This window comes from Corallococcus sp. CA041A, from assembly GCF_003612075.1.
GTDB lineage: Bacteria > Myxococcota > Myxococcia > Myxococcales > Myxococcaceae > Corallococcus > Corallococcus exiguus.
Genome location: NZ_RAWF01000096.1, coordinates 12,581 through 33,299, shown reverse-complemented (window position 1 = coordinate 33,299; position 20,719 = coordinate 12,581). Strand labels below are relative to the sequence as shown.

Annotated in this window: 13 protein-coding genes; 12 read left to right on the top strand and 1 reads right to left on the bottom strand. The window is 69.0% G+C overall.

All coding sequences use genetic code 11. The features are described from left to right. The 11 genes from D7V77_RS18760 to D7V77_RS18710 form a co-directional block, all read left to right on the top strand. The coding region (locus tag D7V77_RS18760; RefSeq protein ID WP_147452098.1) for a glycoside hydrolase family 16 protein at positions 1–649 on the top strand (649 nt) is incomplete at its 5' end. Beyond that, positions 646–2,289 (top strand): ABC transporter substrate-binding protein, encoded by a 1,644-nt coding sequence (locus tag D7V77_RS18755; protein WP_120577655.1) that lies wholly within the window; start codon positions 646–648, stop codon positions 2,287–2,289. The genes D7V77_RS18760 and D7V77_RS18755, both read left to right, overlap by 4 nt. A 2-nt stretch (positions 2,290–2,291) precedes the next feature. After that, positions 2,292–3,275 carry an ABC transporter permease gene (locus D7V77_RS18750; protein ID WP_120577654.1) on the top strand — a complete coding sequence of 328 codons (984 nt, stop codon included), beginning with the start codon at positions 2,292–2,294 and terminating at the stop codon, positions 3,273–3,275. Further along, positions 3,268–5,034, top strand: a complete 1,767-nt coding sequence (locus D7V77_RS18745; RefSeq protein WP_120577653.1) for a dipeptide/oligopeptide/nickel ABC transporter permease/ATP-binding protein — start codon at positions 3,268–3,270, stop codon at positions 5,032–5,034. The genes D7V77_RS18750 and D7V77_RS18745 overlap by 8 nt, the downstream gene beginning before the upstream one ends. After that, positions 5,031–6,026 carry an ABC transporter ATP-binding protein gene (locus D7V77_RS18740; RefSeq protein WP_120577652.1) on the top strand — a complete coding sequence of 332 codons (996 nt, stop codon included), beginning with the start codon at positions 5,031–5,033 and terminating at the stop codon, positions 6,024–6,026. The genes D7V77_RS18745 and D7V77_RS18740 overlap by 4 nt, the downstream gene beginning before the upstream one ends. Further along, a complete protein-coding gene (locus D7V77_RS18735) occupies positions 6,007–7,377 on the top strand; it encodes a GH1 family beta-glucosidase (RefSeq protein WP_120577651.1) in 1,371 nt (456 codons plus the stop codon). Before D7V77_RS18740 ends, D7V77_RS18735 begins: the two co-directional genes overlap by 20 nt. Continuing rightward, positions 7,374–10,685, top strand: a complete 3,312-nt coding sequence (locus D7V77_RS18730) for a hypothetical protein (protein ID WP_120577650.1) — start codon at positions 7,374–7,376, stop codon at positions 10,683–10,685. The genes D7V77_RS18735 and D7V77_RS18730 overlap by 4 nt, the downstream gene beginning before the upstream one ends. A 13-nt stretch (positions 10,686–10,698) precedes the next feature. Beyond that, a complete protein-coding gene (locus D7V77_RS18725) occupies positions 10,699–11,256 on the top strand; it encodes a hypothetical protein (protein ID WP_169820693.1) in 558 nt (185 codons plus the stop codon). After that, positions 11,253–11,921, top strand: coding sequence for a putative glycoside hydrolase (locus D7V77_RS18720; protein ID WP_120577648.1), 669 nt, complete (start codon positions 11,253–11,255; stop codon positions 11,919–11,921). Before D7V77_RS18725 ends, D7V77_RS18720 begins: the two co-directional genes overlap by 4 nt. 317 nt (positions 11,922–12,238) lie before the next feature. After that, complete coding sequence (locus D7V77_RS18715; protein WP_233597092.1) at positions 12,239–16,639, top strand: discoidin domain-containing protein; 4,401 nt, start codon at positions 12,239–12,241, stop codon at positions 16,637–16,639. Between the two features lie 99 nt (positions 16,640–16,738). Beyond that, on the top strand, positions 16,739–18,409 hold the full coding sequence (locus D7V77_RS18710) for a M1 family aminopeptidase (RefSeq protein WP_120577646.1): 1,671 nt from the start codon (positions 16,739–16,741) through the stop codon (positions 18,407–18,409). A 78-nt stretch (positions 18,410–18,487) separates the two neighbouring features. Here D7V77_RS18710 and D7V77_RS18705 read toward each other — a convergent pair whose 3' ends face one another. Then, positions 18,488–19,159, bottom strand: coding sequence for an SRPBCC family protein (locus D7V77_RS18705; RefSeq protein ID WP_120577645.1), 672 nt, complete (start codon positions 19,157–19,159; stop codon positions 18,488–18,490). Between the two features lie 156 nt (positions 19,160–19,315). On the opposite strand from D7V77_RS18705, the gene D7V77_RS45720 reads away from it, so the two are divergent. Beyond that, positions 19,316–20,707 carry a Tox-REase-5 domain-containing protein gene (locus tag D7V77_RS45720; protein ID WP_120577644.1) on the top strand — a complete coding sequence of 464 codons (1,392 nt, stop codon included), beginning with the start codon at positions 19,316–19,318 and terminating at the stop codon, positions 20,705–20,707. Positions 20,708–20,719: the final 12 nt, after the last annotated feature.

Here is a 20,719-nt window from a genome sequence, read left to right as displayed (position 1 = left end):
GGACGGGTGGGGCAATGGCCAGTACGAATACAACACGTCGCGGGCGGAGAACGCGTCGCTGGACGGCGAGGGCCACCTGGCCATCACCGCGCGCCGTGAGCGCTACGGCAACAACGACTACACGTCCGCGCGCCTGACGACGAAGAACCGCTACAGCAAGGCCTACGGCCGCATCGAGGCGCGCATCAAGCTGCCCACGGGCCGGGGCATCTGGCCGGCGTTCTGGCTGCTGGGCGCGGACGTGGACTCCGTCGGTTGGCCGGCCTGCGGCGAGATCGACATCATGGAGCACAAGGGGCAGATCCCCTCCGTCGTCAGCAGCGCGGTGCACGGGCCGGGCTACTCCGGTGGCTCGAACCTCGGCCGCCAGCACGCCGTCTCCGGGCCGCCGCTCGCCGAGGACTTCCACATCTACGCGGTGGAGTGGGAGCCGGAGCTCTTGCGCTTCATCGTGGACGACACCGTCTTCTTCGAGGTGACGCCGAAGAGCCTGCCGTCCGGCCGGAAGTGGGTCTACGACCATCCGCACTTCATCATCCTGAACATCGCGGTGGGCGGCTCGTTCGTGGGCCCGCCGGACTCCAAGACGGTGTTCCCGCAGACGATGAAGGTGGACTACGTGCGCGTCTACGAAAGGGCCGCGCAGTGAGGTTCGCCCGCGCGCTCCTGCCGTTGGCGCTGCTGGTGGCGTGCTCGTCCGAGCCGCGCCCCCGGCCGCCGGGCGTGCTCTTCGTCTCCGTGGAGCAGCAGAGCGCGTGGGTGCGCAACTTCAACCCGCTGTTCGCGGGCGCCGGTGCGCGCTGGCCCACCCGGGCGGGCGTGTACGAGTGCATGGAGATCTTCAGCTCCGCGCAGGGCAAGTGGGTGCCGTGGCTCGCCACCGGCCACGCGTGGTCGGAGGACCAGCTCACGCTGCGCTTCAACGTGCGCGACGGCGTCCTCTGGTCCGACGGCAAGCCCTTCACCGCGGACGACGTCGTCTACACCTTCGGCCTGCTCAAGCAGCACCCGGCGCTGGACGCGGGCGGCGTGTGGCGCTTCCTCACGGACGTGAAGACGGAAGGGAAGGGCACCGTCGCCTTCACCTTCTCGCGCGTGTACCTGCCGGGCTTCAGCGACCTGGCGCATCAGATCATCGTCCCCCAGCACGTGTGGAAGGACGTCGCGGACCCGGTGACGTTCACCAACCCGGAGCCGGTGGCCACCGGGCCGTTCACCCAGGTGACGCTGTTCCGCAACCAGGTCTACGAGCTGGGCAGGAACCCGCACTACTGGCAGCCCGGCAAGCCCGCGGTGTCCGCGCTGCGCTTCCTCGCGTTCCCCACCAACGACCAGGCCAACATGGCGCTCGTGGAGGGGGAGGTGGACTGGGCGGGCAACTTCGTGCCGGCCGTGGACCGCACCTTCGTGTCGAGAGACCCCGCGCACCACGCGCGCTGGTTCCCGCTCTACGGCAGCACCGTCTTCCTCTATCCCAACACCACGCGCCCGCCGCTGGATGACGTGCGCGTGCGCAAGGCGCTGAGCATGGCGCTGGACCGCGACCGGTTGGTGGAGGTGGCCATGTATGGCTACACCCGCCCCGCGGACGCCACCGCCCTCAACGACGCGTACACCGGCTGGAAGGACGCGGAGGTCGCCAAGGACGCGTGGACGCACTACGACCTGGCCGCGGCGAACAAGCTCCTGGACGAGGCGGGCCTCACGCGCGGCTCGGACGGCATGCGGCGCCTGAAGGATGGGCAGCCCTTCGCGTTGGATCTGGAGGTCGTGAGCGGGTGGTCGGACTGGGTGCGGGCGGGGCAGGTGGTGGGCCGCGACCTGCGCAAGCTGGGCATCGGCGTGACGCTCAAGACGTACGAGTTCGGCACCTGGTTCACGCGGCTGCAGAAGGGCGAGTTCCAGCTGGCCATCTCCTGGTCGCTGGACGGCCCCACTCCGTACAACTTCTACAAGTGGCTGTTGTCACCGCGCACGGTGCGGCCGGTGGGCGAGGTGGCCGCGGCCAACTGGCACCGCATGGGCGACGCGCAGGCGGATGAGCTGCTCGTGCGCTTCGAGCGCGCCGGCACGCCGGAGGAGCAGCACGCGCTGATGTCCCAGGTGCAGCAGCGCTTCTCCGCCACCGCGCCCGCCATCCCGCTGTTCCCCAACCCGTCCTGGGGCGAGTCCAACTCCTCGCGCTTCACGGGCTTCCCCACCGAGCAGAACCCCTACGCGCGGCTCGCGCCGCACGCGGAGCCCGACAGCCTGCTGGTGCTGACGCAGCTGTCCCCGAGGGAGCGCTGACCATGGGCCGCTACATCCTCCGGCGAATGGGCTTCTACCTCATCGCCGCGTGGGCCTCGCTCACGCTCAACTTCGTGATTCCGCGCCTGGCTCCCGGCGACCCGGCCGCGGCCATGTTCGCGCGCTTCGAGGGCAAGGTGGCGCCGGAGGCCATGGGCGCGCTGAAGGCCGCCTTCGGCTTCACGGACGCGCCGCTGTACGCCCAGTACTTCACCTACCTGAAGCACCTGGTGCAGGGCGACCTGGGCATGTCCTACGCCTACTTCCCCGCGCGCGTGACGGAAGTCATTGGCACCGGCCTGATGTGGACGGTGGCCCTGGCGGGCGTGGCGGTCATCATCAGCTTCGTCTTGGGGTCCTTCCTGGGCGTGCTCGCCGCGTGGAACCGCGGCGGGTGGCTGGACTCAGGGCTGGCTCCGGCGCTCGCGTTCCTGGGGGCCTTCCCGTACTTCTGGTTGGCCATGCTGGCGCTGTACCTCTTCGGCTTCGTGCTGGGGTGGTTCCCGCTGCGCCACGCGTACGGACACGACATGGAGCCGGGGCTGTCGTTCGCGTTCGCCGCGGACGTGGCCCGCCACGCGGTGCTGCCCGCGTCCTCCATCGTGGTGGCCACGCTGGGCGGGTGGATGCTGGGCATGCGCAACACGATGGTGGCCACGCTGGGCACGGACTCCATCCGCCTGGCGCACGCGCGCGGCCTTCCGCCCCGGCAGGTGATGCTGCGCTACGCCGCGCGCAACGCGCTGCTGCCCAACGTCACCAGCTTCGGCATGGCGGTGGGCTTCGTGCTGTCCGGTTCGCTGCTGACGGAGATCGTCTTCTCCTATCCGGGCACGGGCTACCTGCTCATCCTCGCCGTGCGCAACCAGGACTACCCGCTGATGCAGGGGCTCTTCCTGGTCATCACGCTGGCGGTGCTCGCGGCGAACTTCGCCGTGGACCTCATCTGCCTCTGGTTGGATCCGAGGACCCGCGCCCATGCGTGACTTCCTGCGAAGGCTCTCCCGCCACCGGAAGGCGGCGGTGGGCGGCGGCCTGCTCTTGTTCTTCCTGTTGCTCGCGGTGGTGGGGCCCTTCTTCGTGATGGACCCCACGGACCTCGTGGGCCGGCCGCACCAGCCGCCCAACGCGGCGCACTGGTTCGGCACCACCGGACAGGGACAGGACGTGCTCGCGCAGACCGTGGTGGGCGCGCGCCAGACGCTGGCGGTGGGCTTCGCGGTGGGCGCGCTCGTGACGCTGGTGGGCGCGCTGGTGGGCATCACCGCGGGCTACCTGGGCCGCCGCGTGGACGACGTGCTGTCGCTCACCACCAACGTGTTCCTGGTGATTCCCGGCATGCCGCTGGCCATCGTGCTGGGCGCGTACCTGCCGTCCGGACCGCTGCGGATGGTGGCGGTGCTGACCGTGGCGGGCTGGGCCTGGAACGCGCGTGTGTTCCGCGCGGAGTCGCTGGCCCTGCGCGGGCGCGACTTCGTGTCCGCCGCGGTGGTGACGGGGGAGAGCCACTCGCGCATCGTGTCGCGGGAGCTGTTGCCCAACATGGCGTCGCTGGTGGGCTCATCGTTCATCGGGAACACGCTCTATGCCGTGGGCGCGCAGGTGGGCCTGGAGTTCCTGGGCCTGGGCGACGTGAGCGTGGTGACGTGGGGCACCAACCTCTACTGGGCCGGCAACGACGCGGCGCTGCTCACGCGCTCCTGGTGGATCTTCGTCCCCACGGGCATGTGCATCGCGCTGGTGGGCTTCGCGCTCACGCTGCTGAGCTCCGCCATCGACGAGCTGACCAACCCCTCGCTGCGCGTGCACAAGCCGGCGGCGCTGCCCGCGAGCACCGCCCCGCGCGCGCACCTGGAGAAGCCGGTGCCGGGCGTGCTCCTGCGCGTGCAGGACGTGTGCATCGACTACGCGACGGAGAAGGGCGCCTCCCGCGTGGTGGACTCGGTGTCGTTCGACGTGGCGCCGGGCGAGGTGTTCGGCCTGGCGGGTGAGTCCGGCAGCGGCAAGTCCACCATCGGCTCCGCGCTGCTGGGCCTCTTGCCTGCCTCCGCGCGCGTCGCGCAGGGGCGCATCCTCTTCAACGGCATGGACGTCACCGCGCTGGAGGGCCCGGCCCTGCGCGCGTTCCGCTGGCGCCAGGTGTCCATGGTGTTCCAGAGCGCCATGAGCGCGCTCAACCCGGTGCTCACCCTGGGCGAGCAGTTCCACGACACGCTCGCGGCGCACGGCCGCGTGTCGCGCGCCACGTCCTACGCCCGCGCGCGGGAGCTGCTGGGCATGGTGGGCCTGTCGCCGGACCTGGTGACGGCGTGGCCGCACCAGCTCTCCGGCGGCATGCGGCAGCGCGTGGGCATCGCGCTGGCGCTGGCCCTGGAGCCCCGGCTGATCATCATGGACGAGCCCACCACGGCGCTGGACGTCGTGGTGCAGAAGGAGCTGCTCCAGCGCATGGTGGAGCTCAAGCAGCGGCTGGGCTTCGCCATGCTCTTCATCACGCATGACCTGCCGCTGCTGCTCGCGCTGTCGGACCGCGTGGGCGTGCTCCAGGGCGGCAAGCTGGTGGAGGTGGACACGTCCGCCAACCTGCGCGCCGGGGCCCGCCACCCGTACACGCAGCTGCTGCTGTCCTCGTTCCCGCACCTGTCCGCGAAGGACGCCGCTCCGCCGCCGGTTCAGAAGGCGCCGGAGCTGACCGTGTCCCGTCCGTCCACGCGCGTCGCCGCCATCCCTGGAGGTCACCGATGAGCGCGCCCCTCCTGGAGGCGGAAGGGCTCACCCGCAGCTACCTGGCGGGCGGCTTCTTCTCCCGTGAGCGCAAGCCCATCCTCAAGGGCGTGTCCTTCTCCCTCCAGCCGGGGGAGATCGTCGCGCTGGTGGGCGAGTCCGGCAGCGGCAAGTCCACGCTGGCGCGGCTCCTGGCCCGGCTGGACATGCCGGACGCGGGGCAGCTGCGGCTCGCCGGACGCGACGTGCTGGCGGACGGCAGCGCGCAGGCGTCGCTGGACTACCGCGGCCGGGTGCAGATGGTGTTCCAGGATCCGTTCGCATCCCTCAACCCCGTGCACACGGTGGCCTATCACCTGGAGCGGCCGCTCGTGCGCCATGGCCGGGTGCCGAAGTCCGGCCTGCGCACGCGGGTGTTGTCGCTGCTGGAGTCCGTGGGCCTGACGCCCGCGGAGGCCTTCGCGAAGCGCTACCCGCATGAGCTGTCCGGCGGCCAGCGTCAGCGCGTGGCGGTGGCTCGCGCCCTGGCGGTGGAGCCGCAGGTCATCATCGCGGACGAGCCCACGTCCATGCTGGACGTGTCCACGCGCAAGGGAGTGCTGCAGCTGCTTCGCGGCCTCACGCAGGAGCGCGGCATCGGCATCCTGTTCATCACCCACGATCTGGCGAGCGCGCGCCACCTGGCCGACCGCATCCTCGTGCTCTACGCGGGCACCGTGGTGGAGGCGGGCAGGGCGGATGAAGTGCTGCGCCAGCCGCGCCACCCGTACACGAAGCTGCTGCTGTCCGCGGTGCCGGATGGGGACGACTTCCTCCAGGCCGCGCTGCCGGTGCGCCCCGCCACGGGGTCGCCGCCGCTCGTGGGCTGTCCCTTCGCTCCGCGCTGCCCGGTGTCCGAGCCGCGCTGCTCCACCCTCACGCCTCCCGACGTCCTGCCGGCCGCGAATCACCTCGTCCGCTGCCACCTTGAAGTTCCGAAAGGAGTTACCGCCGATGCGTCAGTTTCCTCCTGACTTCCTCTGGGGAGTGGCCACCTCCGCGTATCAGATTGAGGGCGCCACCCGAGTGGACGGCCGGGGCGAGTCCATCTGGGACCGCTTCGCCGCCACCCCGGGGAAGATCCAAGACAAGTCCGACGGCTCGGTGGCCTGTGAGCACTACCGCCGCTGGCCGGAGGACATCGAACTGATGCGCTGGATGGGGCTGAAGTCCTACCGCTTCTCCATCGCGTGGCCGCGCATCCTCCCGGAGGGCCGGGGCCGGGTGAACGCGGCGGGCGTGGACTTCTACTCGCGCCTGGTGGACTCGCTGCTGGGCGCGGGCATCGAGCCCTTCGTCACGCTCTACCACTGGGACCTGCCGCAGGTGCTGGAGGACCAGGGCGGCTGGCCCGCGCGCGCCACCGGTGACGCCTTCGTGGAGTACGCGGACGTCATCAGCCGCGCCCTGGGCGACCGAGTGAATCGCTGGATCACCCACAACGAGCCCTGGTGCATCAGCTACCTGGGCTACGGCAACGGCGAGCACGCACCGGGTCACAAGGACTGGTCCAAGATGCTGGCCGCGGCGCACACGCTGATGGTGTCGCACGGCAACGCGGTGAAGGTGCTGCGCGCCAACGTGAAGAACGCGGAGGTGGGCATCACCCTCAACCTCACGCCGGGCGAGCCCGCGTCGCCCAGCCCGGAGGACGCGGACGCGACCCGCGACTTCGACGGCGGCTTCAACCGCTGGTTCCTGGAGCCGCTCTACGGCCGGGGCTACCCGCAGGACGTGATTGAAGACCACGTGAAGGCGGGCCGCATCGCGTCCCCGAACCTGGACTTCATCCAGCCCGGCGACCTGGAGACCATCGCCGCGCCCACCGACTTCCTGGGCGTGAACTTCTATTCGCGCGCCGTCCTGCGCAGCAACCGCATCCCGGAAGAGCAGAACGCGCCGCGCACCGTGTTCGTGCGCCCGGACAAGACGGACATGGACTGGGAGGTGTGCCCGGCCTCCCTCACGCGCCTGCTGGTGCATCTGGAGAAGGAATACAAGCCGGGCCCCATCTACATCACGGAGAACGGCTGCGCGTACTCCACCACCCCCAGCGCGGACGGGCGCGTGCACGACGTGCAGCGCGTGGAGTACCTGCGCGGGCACCTGGCGGCGTGCAGTGACGCCATCGCGCAGGGCGTGAAGCTGGCGGGTTACTTCGCGTGGTCGCTGCTGGACAACTTCGAGTGGGCCTACGGGTACACCAAGCGCTTCGGCCTGGTGTGGGTGGACTACGCCACCCAGCAGCGCATCCCGAAGGACAGCGCCCATCTCTATCGTGACGTCGTGGCCCAGAACGGCCTGGACGTGGAGCAGGCCGCTTGAAAAGGCTCTTCCTGACGACGTGTCTGGCGTTGTGCGGTGGCACCCAGGCCTGGGCACAGGTGTCCGGTGCGGGCTCGCCCCTCCAGTCTCCGCCCACCGCGCAGCCGCCTTCCGCTGGCCCCGTGGATGCCGCCGCGCCCGTGCCGGGGCAGGCGACGTCCGAGCCGCAGGCGCCCGCGGACGCTCCCATCGCTGCGCCGGCGGCTCCGGCCCCGCAGGCCGTCGTGTCTTCGGACGCGAAGCGCACGACGGTGACGCGTGTCATCCACGACGAGCGCGGCTTCAAGCTCCAGGTGGACGGGAAGGACTTCCCCGTCCACGGCGTGAACTGGGGCTACACGCCCATCGGTGAGAACTACCGGTACTCGCTCTGGACGCAGCCGGAGGACTTCATCAAGCAGGTGCTGGCGAAAGAGATGGGGATGCTCCGCGACGCGGGCTTCAACGCCATCCGCCAGTTCGACGACATCCCGCCCGTCTGGGTCGAGTACATCTACCGGAACTACGGCATCCACACGCTGCTCAACCCGCTGATGGGACGCTATGGCCACCCGGTGAACGGGGTCATGGTCGTCAACATCGACTACTCGAACCCGGACCACCGCAAGGCCATCCTCGGCGCGTTGGCGGAGAAGGTGGAGCTCTACCGCGACGTGCCCGGCGTGCTGATGTGGCTGCTGGGCAACGAGAACAACTACGGCCTGCACTGGACGTCGTTCGAGATCGAAGCCCTGCCGGGCCACGAGGACGCCGCCCGCGCGGAGTCGCTCTATTCGCTCTACGGCGAGGCGGCCCGCACGGTGAAGAAGCGGGACACGAACCACCCTGTGTCCATCGCCAACGGCGACCTCCAGTACATCGACCTCATCGCCAAGCACTGCCAGGACCTGGACGTGCTGGGCACGAACGTCTACCGCGGCCCCACCGCGCGCGACCTGTTCGCGGAGGTGAAGGCCAAGCTCAACAAGCCGGTCTTCTTCAGCGAGTTCGGCGCGGACGCCTATGACGCCCGCGCGGGCCGCGAGGACCACGTGGCGCAGGCGGAGTACCTGCGCACGCAGTGGGAGCAGATCTACCTGGAGGGCTACGGCCAGGGTCTGTCCGGCACCGCCATCGGCGGCTTCGTGTTCCAGTGGGTGGACGGCTGGTGGAAGCACGGCCAGGAATCCAACCTGTCCATCCACGACACCACCGCGACGTGGCCCAACGGCGGCTACGCGGCCGACTTCGTCCCCGGCCAGAACAACATGAACGAGGAGTGGTTCGGCATCGCGGCCCTGGGCCCGCCGGACTCCAATGGCATCAGCGGCATCCAGCCGCGCACCGCCTACTACGTCCTCCAGGCCGTGTTCCGGCTGGACCCGTACGCAACGACGACCAACCCGGACTCCATCCGCGACTACTTCGCGGGCATCCGTCCGTCCGCGCTCACCAGCGGCTACACCTCGTCGGTGGCTCTGGCGCGCACGGAGGAGCTCAGCGCGGTGCGGGTGTCGAACCTGCGGCTGCTGCTCGACAGCTCCCTGTCGCGCGGAAGCATCGCGACGGTGCGGCCCAACCAGAGCTCGGCGGACCACACCGAATCCATCTTCTTCGACCTGGCGTTGCAGCCGGCCAGCGGCGTCTACGGCCGCGCGTCGTTCAACGTCGTGGGCAACGTGGCGCAGAACCGGCTCAACAACCTGTTCTACGAGAACCGCGGCACGCCCTCCACGCCGACCTCGGGTGACATCCCGGTGGGCCCCGGCGCCCCGGCGCGTGAGCAGTCCGCGCTGGATCGCTTCGCCCTGTATCAGGCGGAGTTCAAGTTCGACCGCTCGGACTTCGCGCTGGAAGGCTACTACCGCACCGGCCACTACCACTGGGGCGAGGAGGGTGACTTCTTCAACCTCTACCGCGAGGCGAACTACGGGCCGAACCTGGACATCTACCACGGCAACGCGCCCTTCGGCGTGGTGTTCAGCGGCAAGAAGGCCATGGATGGGTTGAAGGTCGCCGTCGGGCCGGAGCTGTACTGGGGCGCCAACCCCTCCGTGGTGGCGAAGTACCGCAACAACGTGGGCCCGGTGAACGTGACGCTGGTGCACCAGGAGGACCTGGCGCAGGGCTCGTCGTCGTCCACGGCCTCCGTGGTGCGTGAGCGCATCGCGCGCAGGACGGCGCTCAACTTCCAGTACGCCACCGGCAAGCTGGTGCTGGACGTGGGCGGTCTGCTCTCCGCGCCCCAGCGCATTGGCGAGACGTTCACCTATACGCGCGCCGCGCCGGAAGGCGGCCCCAGCTACCTCAACAGCGGCTACGACGTGCTCCAGGACAAGGTGCAGTTCCTGGACACGCTGGGCGCCAAGGCGCGGCTCACCTACGACATGGGGCCGGTGCGCTGGCTGGTGCAGTCCTCCTTCCGCGGCCTCGTCGCGGACAGCGGGCCGGAGCAGGGCAACATCATCACCGGCTGGAGCCTGCGCGAGAGCGGCCGCGGCAACCACTACGCGGGTCAGCTGGGCGCGGCGTTGCAGTTTGGTTCCATCCAGGTGTCGCCCAACGTGCTGTACCAGCGGCCCCTCATCGGGCCGAACCCCACCATCTCGGACGCGTACGACCCTGGCACCGGCATGTACTACGCGGGCGTGCGTCCGCGCAGCGTGCTGGTGGACTCGTTCAGCGTGCTGGACAACCGCGAGACGCTGGGCGGCGAGCTGCTCATCACCTTCGACCCGACGCCGGGCACCTGGTTCTGGTCGTGGGACCGCGACATGCGCGAGGACGCGCCGTTCGCCGCGGGCCTGGACATCGTCTACCGGCACCAGCCCACGTCGCGCGACGCGGGCATCGCCATCCTCGCGGACGGCAGCACCATCGCCTTCGGCAGCGCGCCAGTGGCCCGCGATGAGTGGGAGACGTCCCTGCGCCTGGTGGGCAACCCCACCCAGCGCCTGCGCCTGTACGGCACGGCGTACGTGGGCAGCCAGCAGTCCTCCGGCGAGGACAACCGGCAGATCCACCGCTTCGGCCTGGACGGCTCCGCGCTCTTCGACACGCTGCTGCTCGCGGCCCAGCTGCGCTTCAACGACTGGGGTCCGTACGACTACCACCGCGTCTTCAACCTCACCTACCCGGTGCAGCTGGGCGGGGACCTGTCCTACGGCTTGAAGAAGCCGGTGCTGGGCGCGGTGTCCACGCGCTTCGGCCTGCGGGGGCTGGTGCGCATGCTGGATGAGTACTCGGAGGGCCTCAACGATCGGGGCATCACCGAGGGCCTGAAGGGTCGCGAGTACGAGGTGGGCGCGTATGCCATCCTTTCTCTCTGAGGGAACACGCAACATGAGGACTGGTTTCCTGCTGGCCGCCGCCGTGGCCGCGCTGTCCGGCTGCTACGAAGACCCGACCATCATCTACGGCAAGTCGCTGGACGACATGACCTTCACGGTCACCGACCCGGCGATGGGCATCTACCCGAACACCTCCGTGCTGGATGACCCGAACAACCCCTTCGCGCTGTCGGGGGTGGGCACGGAGACGAAGTGGCAGATCCAGTCCGGGGCGGACCCCGTGGCGGCCTACTACTCGTGGGCCACGGTGCTCGCGAACGGGCCGTACGGTGAAGCGCAGTACTACGTGGCCCTCAACTTGGCCGCCATCTACCAGCGGGGCCTGGCGGACCAGGGCAGCCTGGCGCAGACGCGCGAGATGGCGGTGAAGGCCTACCAGTCCGTGCTCGACAACTTCCCGGACGCGGTGACGTACGACGCGTCCGGCACGGTGGCCTACGACCTGGTGACGCCCGCGTACAAGGGCGTCGTCGAGCTGGGCGGCACCGTGGCTGGCGGCTGGGTGATGGTGAAGACCTCCAGTGGTGCGGACCGGGCGGTGAAGCCATGAAGAAGCCAGTGTGGGGCCTGTTGCTGCTGCTCGCCGCCTGCCGCCCGGATCCGGGCCCGGCGGACTACTCAGGCCAGGAGCTGCCGGACGACCAGAACCCCGACGGCGGGACGCAGCCCTCGGACATGCTGCCGGGGCCGTTCCCCTACGAGGCCGGCAAGGCCCGTCTGATGGTGGGCATCTTCTACGAGACGGGCCGCTCGCAGGAGATCATCCTCGACAACATCGACTCCAACTTCTACCTCTACGAGAACACCGTCTACGTGGAGTCGGACCCCGACCACGTCGAGGGCAAGTCCGCCGACCGCATCGTGCAGAACGGCAAGCCGTGGATGGGCTTCGGCGTGCACTGGAAGCAGACGCACAACTTCGATGCGTGGAAGACGCTCCACGTCAGCATGAAGTCGTCCGACGCCGCCTTCGCCAACGTGAAGATCGGCATGACCAGCGGCACGGGCACCGCTGAGAAGGGCAACCCGCTCACCGTCACCAAATATGGCTGGGCGAACGATGGTGAGTGGCACCACCTGGCCATCCCCGTCGCGGACTTCGTCGCGGCGGGCCTGAAGCTCAATGACGTGTCGTCACCGTTCACCTTCGCGGCCGAGGGTGGCACGACCGGTCAGTTCCTCCTGCTCGACAACCTGTACTTCACCGCGGACTAGGCAGGAACGCAGTGCCAGGAAGGGCGGGCCGGCTGTCGCCGTGTGACAGCCGGAGCGCCCGAGCCTTGTCTTGACGCCGCCGTCACGCCCCCGCGTGCGGTGTCGCCAGGGCAGGGCTGCAGTTGTTTCAGCCGGGCAGTCCCCTTGCGTCCGCCGCGCGTCCTGGCGGTGCGTGCGAACGCGCGTCACGGTGTTCCTACCCAAGGAGTCGTCCCCCAATGTCTGAATCCTTGCCGCAATTGTCAAGCAGGGGCGCAAGCCCATGTCTCCGTGAAGCACCGCGCGTCTGGCTATTACAGGCCTTCGCGACGGTGCTCATGCTGGTGTCCCTCCTGGGCGCGTCCGACGCCCGCGCGCAGACGAACGTCGCGCTGAACAAGACCACCTATACCTCTTCCGCGGAGGCTCCATTCCTGGGCCAGTACGCGGTGGACGGCGACGGTGGCACCCGCTGGGCCAGCGGCTTCACGGCGAACGAATGGATCACCGTGGACCTGGGCCAGACGCGCACCATTTCGCGCGTGGTGCTCACCTGGGAGCCGGCCTACGCCACGGTCTACAAAATCCAGGTCTCCACCAACAACACCACCTTCACCGACGCGCTGACGGTGAACACCGGCGACGGCGCGACGGACGACCTGTCCCTGCCGGCCGGCACCACGGGCCGCTACGTCCGCATGCAGGGCGTCACGCGCGCGCTGCCCGCGTATGGCTATTCGCTGTGGGAGTTCGCCGTCTATGAGACGGGCGGCACGCCGCCTCCCACCAACACGGACCTGGCGCGCAACCGTCCGGCCACCGCGTCCAGCGTGGAGGCGGACGCCGCGGGGCTCCAGCCGGGCTTCGCGTTCGACAACGACATCAACACCCGCTGGGCCTCCGCGCAGGGCGTGGATCCGCAGTGGATCCGCGTGGACCTGGGGTCGTCCCAGGTGGTGGGCAAGGTGGTGCTGGACTGGGAGGGCGCGTACGGCAAGACGTACACGATTGACGGCTCCAACAACGACAGCAGCTGGACGACGCTCAACACGGTGACCAACGGCGCCATTGGCCGCCGGGAGATCCCCGTGTCGGGCACGTACCGCTACATCCGCATGCGCGGCACGGAGCGCGGCACGGGCTACGGCTACTCGCTGTGGTCCTTCGAGGTCTACCAGAACGGGGGCACCACGCCGCCCCCCACTCAGACCACCAACCAGACCATCAAGCTGAACTTCCCGGAGCTGGCGTACGCGAAGATCAACGTATCGCCCGCGCCGCTGTCGGTGACGCCGGTGCCGGAGGAGGGCAACACCACGCCGTCCGTGCGCAACCCGCCCGGGCCCTTCACCTACCAGCTCACGTTCCCGCCCAACACGACGGTGACGCTGTCGAAGAACCAGTTCTCTCCCACGCAGCCCAACACGGACATCCGCCTGGCGGTGGTGGACTACAACGGCGTGCAGCAGCGCGCGCAGTCCGTCACGGCGCTGGCGGTGCAGGGCGCGGACTGGAACGTGGAGATCTTCTCCACGGGCAATGGCCCCACGGACCCTCGCGACCCCACCATCATCCCGGACCCGTACGTGGCGCCCGCGCCGCTGGCTGTTGCCGGTGCGTTCCGGCTGTCCGCGCCGGGCAACAACGCGATGATCACCGCGTCCCGCCGTCCCACGCTGTCGTGGGCCACGGTGACGGGCGCGACGAACTACAAGGTCTACGTCAACCTCACGCGCAACGACTACGACTGGATGGCGGCGGGCAACCTGTTGGATCGCTACACGCAGGTGGCGTCGCAGACGGGCACGTCCTTCACCTTCACGGAGGACCTGCCGGACCGGTGGACGTACAAGTGGTACGTGGTGGCCACGCTGTCGGGTGGCACCACGTCGCGCTCGGACATCGGCAACTTCAGCGTGTACCTGCCGGTGGTGGAGACGCAGGCGGACGGCGTCAACCTCGTCAACGGCGTGCGCGACCTGAACAAGAACGGGACGATTGAGCCGTACGAGGACTGGCACAACCCCATCTCCGTGCGCGTGAACGACCTGCTGGGCCGCATGACGCTGCGCGAGAAGGCGCTGCAGATGTTCTACGACGCCAAGACGTACCCGGAAGCCGGCTTCCAGATGGGGCCCCTGTCGCCCACGGACATCCCCATGTTCCAGAAGGCGTCCGCGGCCACGCGTCTGGGCATCCCGCACATCGACGCGGGTGACTCCATCCACGGCTACAAGACGAGCTGGCCCACGCAGCCGGCGCTGGCGGCCACGCGCGACCTGGACACCATCTACGAGATGGGTGACATCCAGCGCCGCGAGCAGCTGGCCATTGGCAGCCGCGGCACGCTGTCTCCGCTGGCGGAGGTGAACACCAAGGTCCTGTATCCGCGCACGCAGGAAGGCAACGGCGAGGACGCGGACCTGGCGGCGGGCATCACCCGCGCGCTCATCGCGGGCCTCCAGGGCGGTCCGGAAGTGAACCCGAGCTCCATCTGGGTGACGACGAAGCACTGGCCGGGGCAGGGCGCTGGCGGTGAGGCGGGCATCACCTACGACGGCACCACCATCCACTACCACATGCGTCCGTGGCACGCGGCCATCGAGGCGGGCACCAGCGGCATCATGCCGGGCTACGCGGGCAGCTGGCTGCTGGGGCCGGAGGGCTACGGGGCGGGTGACAACCCGGGCATCCTCAACTACCTGCGCAACCAGCTGAAGTACGACGGCGTCATCTGCTCGGACTGGCTGCCGTCGGGTTCGTGGGTGCGCTCCGCCACGGCGGGCTCAGACGTGATGGGCGGCGCGACGCCGCAGGCCATGGCCAACTTCGAGAACGAAGTCCCCGTCGCGCGCATCAACGACTCCGTGCGCCGCATCCTGGACCTGAAGTTCCGCCTGGGCATCTTCGAGGATCCGTACAAGCAGGGCCCGGCCGGCACGTCCCAGTGGCACACCGCGGACAGCAAGGCGGCGGTGCGCCGCGCCTCCCAGGAGGCCATGACGCTGCTCAAGAACGATGGCGCGCTGCCCATCCGCCTGCCGGCGGGCGGCAAGCTGGTCATCGCGGGCCCGCGCGCGGACGACATGTCCTGCATGGTGACCTGGCGTTCGGACTTCCACGGCACCGAGTTCGGCGACCCGACCATCTACGCGGCGGTGAAGGCGCGCGCGGAGGCCGCGGGGCTCACGGTCTACAAGGACAACGCCCCCGCGGGCGTGACGCCGGACGCGGCCATCGTGGTGGTGGGCGAGAGCTACTTCACCCACGGCACGGAGTGGGACAAGGAGAAGCCGTACCTGCCGGGCGACCCGATTGGCCCTACCCACGACGCGAAGTGGGGCGACCAGTACGGCATCATCAACAGCTTCAAGTCGCGGGGCATCCCCACGACGGTGGTGTTGATCAGCCCGCGTCCGTACGTGCTGACGAACGTGGTTCCCCTCTCCAACGCGCTGATGCTGGCGTACCGCCCCGGCGACATGGGCGGCTACGCGGTGGCGGACGTGCTGTTCGGTGACGTGCTGCCTCGGGGCAAGACGCCCTGGCAGCTGCCGCGCGGCATGAACCAGATAGGCACGGACGTGGAGAACAACCAGCTGGAGAAGTGGGACCTGCCGTTCGACCTGGGCGCGACGGACGCGGAGCGCACGGCCATCCGCCAGAAGATCGCGGCGGGCCAGCCGGTGCCGCCCACGTACGGCAACCCGCTGTACCAGTACGGCGCGGGCATCCAGGGCTTCGGCCTGACGGACGCGACGCCTCCCGTGGCGTTCAACCTGCTGACGCCGTCAAACAACCTGGTCATCACCGGCACGCGTCCGGCGTTCACCTGGGCGGCCAGCAGCGACCCTCAGACGGGCATCCAGCGTTACGAGGTGTACCTGGACGGCGGCGCGATGCCGGTGGCCATCACCAAGACGCCGTCGGCGGCGCTGGACGGACTGAAGCTGGCGAACGGGGTGCACACCTGGTTCGTGAAGGCGTTCAACTGGGCGAACGGCGTCACGCAGTCCGCGACGTTCACCTTCACGCTGAACGACACGACGCCGCCCGCGGCCTTCGCGGCGCTGTCGCCGTCGGCCGGGCAGTCGGTGCCGGGCACGTCCACGCGCTTCATCTGGGAGCAGACGACGGACGTGGGCGCGGGCGTGGCGGAGTACGTCCTCATCGTGGACGGCACGGACCGCACCCCCTCCATCCTGCGCAGCACGCCGGTGCCGGCGGGCACGAACCTGGCGCGGGGGAAGAATGCCTACGCCACGTCCGTGGAGTTCGGCAGCGCGAACGACGCGGTGGATGGCAGCCTGGCGACGCGTTGGTCCAGCGTGGGCACGGCGACCACGGGTGACACGGAGTCCATCACCGTCGACCTGGGGGCCATCTACTCGCTCAAGCGCATCGTGCTGAACTGGGAGGCCGCCTACGGCCGCCGCTATGTGCTGGAGTCGTCGCTGGACGGCTCCACCAACTGGACGGCGCTGCGGACGGTGGACACCGGCGACGGCGGCATCGACGACTGGACGGTGGCCGGCGTGGGCCGCTACGTGCGCATGCGCGGCGTGCAGCGCGCGACGGCGTACGGCTACTCGCTGTGGGAGTTCGAGGTGTACGGCGTGGGCACGGAGCAGACGACGCTGAACGGTCTGTCCACGGGCTCGCACACGTGGCGCGTGCGCGCGGTGGACGGCGCGAACAACACCACGCTGTCCTCGGGGCCCATCACCTTCACGAAGTAGGGTGAGGACTTGAGATAGGGGAGGGGCGGCCGGAGTGATGGCCGCTCCTCTTTCTTTTTCATTACGACCCAACGGAGCGCCCGGGGCCGTATCCGTGTCGTGCTCCTGAGCTGGATCCGATGCTTCACGCTGTCGTGCTTCGTCCTGGGCGTGACGGGTTGCGAGTCCGACGATCCGCCCCTGGAGTCACCGGACGCGGGCGGGGTGGTGCTGGCGTCCACGGTGGAGCGCTACGATTTCGCATTCGACCTCACCACGGGGGAGGCGTCGTCCCGGCTGTGGTTGGACGTGGAGGCTGGCGCGCGGGGCTGCGTGTCCCTTCCAGCTCGCGCGGAGGTGACGGACGTGCGGTGGGGCGGTGCGCCTCCCGAGAGCTTCCGCCTCGCGGACGGTCGGATGGAGGTTTGCGGCGTTGCGCCGCTGGAGGGGCCGTTGTGGCTCGACAGCCGGCTGCGTGTGCCGGAGTCCACCGTGCCGTACACGCAGGTGGGGTTCTCACGGCGGTTGGATGCGCAGGGCCGTCCCTTCACGTATCTGCTGGGCTGGTTGGAGTCCTGCGACCTCTTCGGGCCGTGTGACACTGCGCCCGGGAGGCTGGCGCACTTCACCTTCGACATCACGCACGCGCCCGGTGACGGGGTGCTGTGTCCGGGGAACCTGTCTCGGAGAGATGAAACACATACGCGCTGCGAGCTCCTGGGGACGCGAGCCCCCACGTACTCCGCCTTCATGGTCGCTTCGCATCCGGCGTGGGAGCGCACGCGGCTGGTGGACACGGACGTGGGGTGCGTGGAGCTGTATGAGCCGCCAGGGGGACTGCTCGGGCCGGCGATTGACGCGGGCGCGGTGGCGGAGTTCCTGGCGCGGATGACGGCCCGCTTCGGGCCGCTGCCCTATGGCCCCGAGCTGCGCGTGGCCAGCGGGCGCACGGACTGGTTGGGCATGGAGCACCCGGCCAACATCGTGCTGCGCGACGACCTGCCATGGATGGGCGGGCCCTACGCCAACGTGACGATGCACACGTTGATGCATGAAATCGTGCACCAGTGGGCCGGTGACCGGACGACGCTGGCGAGCGCGGAGGACTACCCGTGGAAGGAAGCGGTGGCGGAGTACCTCACGTATGTCTTCGAGGACGAGCACCGGGGTGAAGACGCCGCGGTCACGCTGGCGTACTGGGACCGGCTGGCGCGGACGGCCTCCTACCATCTGCGTCCACGAGACACGCCCAAGCCGTCCTTCCTCTCCTTCGTGAATGACATCTACGGTACGGGCCCGCTGATCCTCCTGGTTCAACTGGAATCCCTGCTGGGTCGCGAGCAGGTGCTGACGGGGCTCCAGGCGTTCCTGGCGGAGCCGGGAGTCCGGAGCATCGAGGACCTGCGCCAGGCGCTCGAAGGCGCTTCAGGAAGGAACCTGCGGCTCTACTTCGACACCTGGGTGGATGGGGAAGGGGAGCCGGACTGGCCGTACTTCCAGGTGGAGTGGAGCCAGGGGGACTCGTTGACGTTAAGGGTGACGCAGCGGACGGAGACCGGGAAGGTGTATCCCTGCGAGGTGGAGTTGGAGCTTCAGGGGGCGGTGCCGGAGGAGCGACGGCGGGTAACGGTCTCCTACGGGCTGGCCCCGGAGTCCGCGACGGCGGGGTTCACGGTGAAGGGGCTGCCGTGGAAGGTCCAGCAGGTCGCGGTGGATCCGCGCAATCGCCTGGTCAATCGCAGGAGCCTGGGGCTGGCTCGGGAGCCCGTTCCCCAGCGCTGGCGGTTGTGATCGATCCGCCGTGAACAAGAAGGCCCCTCGGGCCTGGGAGGCGCGAGGGGCCGTTGGCCACGAGGTGGTGGCCGTGGACTACGGAGTGGGCGTGGCGACGGCGGGCGTGCCTGCCGCGGGCGCGGCAGCGGCGGCAGCGGCTGCGGCTGCGGCTGCGGCCTCCTCGGCGGCCTTGGCCTCGGCGACCTTGCGGGCGGCTTCGGCCTCCGCGCGCTTCGTGGCCTCGGCCTGGGTGGCGGTCTTCATGCTGGCGAGGCCTTTCTCGAAGTCCTTGCCGATCATCTGGTCCATGTCCATGACGAGGCACATCGCCTTGCTCATGAAGTTGTGGTTGCCGGCCATGGTCCAGGTGACGGTGGTGCCGTCGTCGGCGGGCTTGAACGTGAAGGTGGTGATGCTGCTGTCTTCGAAGGGCTTGATGAACTCCAGCTTGATGCGGACGGCCGCGTTGGCGGTGGCCTCCAGGATGGTCATGCGGCCCTCACCCACGTCGTTGTTGCCCACCCACCCATAGGTGGCGCCAACGCCCGACTCCGCGCCGCCAAAGGTCTTCTTCATGCTCGGGTCGAGGTTGTCCCAGGGGGACCACTGGTTCCACTGGTGGAAGTCATTGACCAGACCGAACGCGATGTCGGGCGTACCCGCCACCGTGGTTGTGCGCGTGACGGTGTAGGAATCGGGGCGGGTGGCGATGAAGCCTGCGAGCAGCACGAGCGCGGCAACGACGCCAATGGCAATCTTCTTGAGCATGGTGTTCCTTGAAAAGGGTCCCCTGGACGGGGAGGCCGCGTCTTAGGCCGCCGGATCGCTCCGACTCAAGCCCCCCAGCGCGCGGCCTGGCTTGACGCAGCGTGAGGCGCGAGTCGTTGGGGGCCCACCATTGTACCGGCGGTCTAGAGTGGGCCCATGCGCCTGGCGGTCATCGCGGTACTCGTGGCTCTGTTCTGCAGTGGCTGTGCCGGGGTGGAGGCTGCCTCCGGAAGAGGAAGCACGCAGTTCCTCCGGCCGGATGCGTTCGAGGAGGTGCTGATTCACGCCGGGCTGGAGGATGTGGACGAGCTGCCCACTCGCCGCAATCCCTTTACACCCGAGGACGCAGTGGGAGTGCTCGAACGGCTGACGGAGACACCCGTGACGTTGGGCTCCTTCCCTCCGCGGATGGCCGCGGGCTTCCTGATGCGCGAGGTGCTGGCGGACGGCGACGTGTCGCGTGAGGAGCTGGCGCGGCGGGTGGAACGCTTCGCCCGCGAGCAGGTGGCGGTGCTTCGGCCGGACGGATATCTCGCCTGGGAGCTGGATGGCAGGACGCAACAGAAGGTTTCGGAGGTGAAGTGGAGGGACGGAGCCTTCCGCGCAGGGAACTTCGAGTTGGGCCGCTTTTACAGCGGCCGTGGCGGAGTCTTCCGCCATGTCGACGCGCAGCTGCGCGCCGTGGACCCGAGACCCCTGGCCGAGGTGTACGACGACGCGGATGTCATCAGCCGCTCACTGGATGGCGCCGAGGACGCCTTCGTGGAGCTGTACCACGCGTTGGGTCAGCTGTTGTCGCGCCCGACGGACAGCATCGCTGGGCTGCGAAACCTGCCGGCGGGGATCGTGGCCCTCATCACGAACTCTCCCGCCTATTGGGAACGATTCCAGCACATGACGCGCGGCGAGCAGATCCGCGAGACCGCACGGCTGACGACGAATGTCGTCGCACTGTGGGGAACGGCCTCTGCAACGACGCGCTCGCTGAAGGGGCTGGCCGTGGGCGCGGAGGTCTCCGCGCCGATGCTCTCACTGTCCGCGGAGGGCGCGCTGATGCTGGACCTCGTCTCGGTCCCAGTGGGACGCGCGACGACGGTCTTGAGTGGAGCTCCTGGGGCGGCCGTCATCCTGTTGAAGTCGAATGCCCCAGGCGGTGGGGCTTCCTCTTCCGGTGGACCGGGGAAGTGGCGGCCCGCGACCGAGCACATGGAGGATGCGGCCCGGAAGTACCAGTCCCAGATCACCAACGCCGCGGAGGGACTGGTCTACGAAGTCGACAGCGTCAAGTTCGACGGGTTCACCAATGGCGTGTTGCTGGAGGCCAAAGGCCCGGGCTATGAGAAGTTCCTCGAGATGGCCGTGGAGCAGGGCGGATGGTTCGAGGGATTCACGGACATGGTCCGACAGGCGAAGCGACAGCAGCGCGTTGCCCGTGGAGTTCCCCTGGAATGGCACTTCGCGGAGCGCAAGGTCGCGGACTACGTACGAGCGCTTTTCAAGAGAAACGGTCTGGGGCGGATTCCCGTCCACTTCACTTCTCCGCGCTGAACGTCTTCACGG

Coding starts and splice junctions, on each gene's coding strand:
- D7V77_RS18725 (WP_169820693.1), top strand. CDS start 10,699: ATGAGGACTGGTTTCCTGCTGGCCGCCGCCGTGGCCGCGCTGTCCGGC.
- D7V77_RS18735 (WP_120577651.1), top strand. CDS start 6,007: ATGCGTCAGTTTCCTCCTGACTTCCTCTGGGGAGTGGCCACCTCCGCG.
- D7V77_RS18705 (WP_120577645.1), bottom strand. CDS start 19,159: ATGCTCAAGAAGATTGCCATTGGCGTCGTTGCCGCGCTCGTGCTGCTC.
- D7V77_RS18720 (WP_120577648.1), top strand. CDS start 11,253: ATGAAGAAGCCAGTGTGGGGCCTGTTGCTGCTGCTCGCCGCCTGCCGC.
- D7V77_RS18715 (WP_233597092.1), top strand. CDS start 12,239: ATGCTGGTGTCCCTCCTGGGCGCGTCCGACGCCCGCGCGCAGACGAAC.
- D7V77_RS18740 (WP_120577652.1), top strand. CDS start 5,031: ATGAGCGCGCCCCTCCTGGAGGCGGAAGGGCTCACCCGCAGCTACCTG.
- D7V77_RS45720 (WP_120577644.1), top strand. CDS start 19,316: ATGCGCCTGGCGGTCATCGCGGTACTCGTGGCTCTGTTCTGCAGTGGC.
- D7V77_RS18750 (WP_120577654.1), top strand. CDS start 2,292: ATGGGCCGCTACATCCTCCGGCGAATGGGCTTCTACCTCATCGCCGCG.
- D7V77_RS18745 (WP_120577653.1), top strand. CDS start 3,268: ATGCGTGACTTCCTGCGAAGGCTCTCCCGCCACCGGAAGGCGGCGGTG.